The organism is Streptomyces winkii, assembly GCF_032248595.1.
GTDB classification, from domain to species: Bacteria; Actinomycetota; Actinomycetes; order Streptomycetales; family Streptomycetaceae; genus Streptomyces; species Streptomyces winkii.
On the sequence record NZ_JASTTH010000010.1, the window covers coordinates 1 to 1,221 of the forward strand.

The window sequence follows — 1,221 nt, forward strand, 5'->3', positions numbered from 1 at the left end:
CCTCAAGTCTGTGTGCGGAGTTGGAGGGTTTGGGTGCGCGGGTGACGGTGGCCGCGTGTGATGTGGCGGACCGTGATGCGCTGGCTGGTGTTGTGGAGGCGGTTCCGGAGGATGTGCCGCTGACGGCCGTCATCCACGCCGCAGGCGTCGTAGAGGAGAACACCAGCGTCGAAGCGCTCGAACCGGAGCAACTCGACCGGGCCCTACAGGCGAAGATGACCGCTGCCTGGCATCTCCACGAGCTGACCCGCGATCTCGATCTGGATGCGTTCGTGTTGTTCGGCTCGGGTGCGGCGAGTTGGGGCAGCGGCGGCCAGCCTGCGTATGCGGCGGCGAACGCGTTCCTCGACGGGCTGGCGCAGTACCGGCGCGGCCTGGGACTGCCCGCGACGTCCTTCGCCTGGGGCGCCTGGGGTGCCGCAGGCATGGCCACGCAGGAGGAAGGTGCCGAGCAGCTCCGCCGGCGCGGCGTGTTCCCCATGGAGCCGGAGTTGGCGCTGTGGGTGCTGGGTCAGGCGGTGTCGGAGGGCCGGTCGCTGCTGACGGTGACGAATACGGACTGGGAGCTGTTCGCGCCGAGTTTCACCGCGGAGCGGCCCAGCGCGCTGTTGTCGGAGATCCCGCAGGTGCAGCGTGCGCTGGCCGCTGCGGAGGGTGAGGCAGCGGCCGGTGAGGGCGAGTCGGGTCTGAAGGCTCGACTGGCGGGGCTGTCGGAGGCCGAGCGCAGCCGGGAGCTGCTGGAACTGGTCCGTACACACGCCGCCGCCGCCCTGGGCTACCGGGATGCCGAGGCTCTTCCGGCCAACCGTGCCTTCCGTGACGTGGGTTTCGACTCCGTGATCGCGGTGGAGCTGCGCAACCGGCTCAAGCGGGCCACCGGGATGCCCCTGCCCGCGACCTTGATCTTCGACCACCCCAACCCCACCGCCCTCGCCAAGTACATCCGGTACCAGCTCCTTCCGGACGTACCCGCAGCGGAAGACGCAGCGGACGACCCGGAAGCACACATCAAGGAAACCCTCGCGTCCATCCCCGTCAGCCGCCTCCGCAAGGCCGGTCTCCTCGACATGGTGCTGCAACTCGCCGACGAGGACGGAGAAGCCGCGGAGGAACCCGCGTCCACGGCCTCCACCTCGATCGAGGACATGGACGCGGAGAGCCTGCTGCGGCTCGCCAGCGAGAACAGCAACCCCGAGAACTGACGGCGATCTAAGGAACCTG

At 69.2% G+C, this 1,221-nt stretch carries 1 protein-coding gene; it reads left to right on the forward strand.

The window, feature by feature from the left end:
* The coding region (locus QQM67_RS27320) for a beta-ketoacyl reductase (RefSeq protein ID WP_314177530.1) at positions 1–1,202 on the forward strand (1,202 nt) is incomplete at its 5' end.
* Between the last annotated feature and the right edge of the window lie 19 nt (positions 1,203–1,221).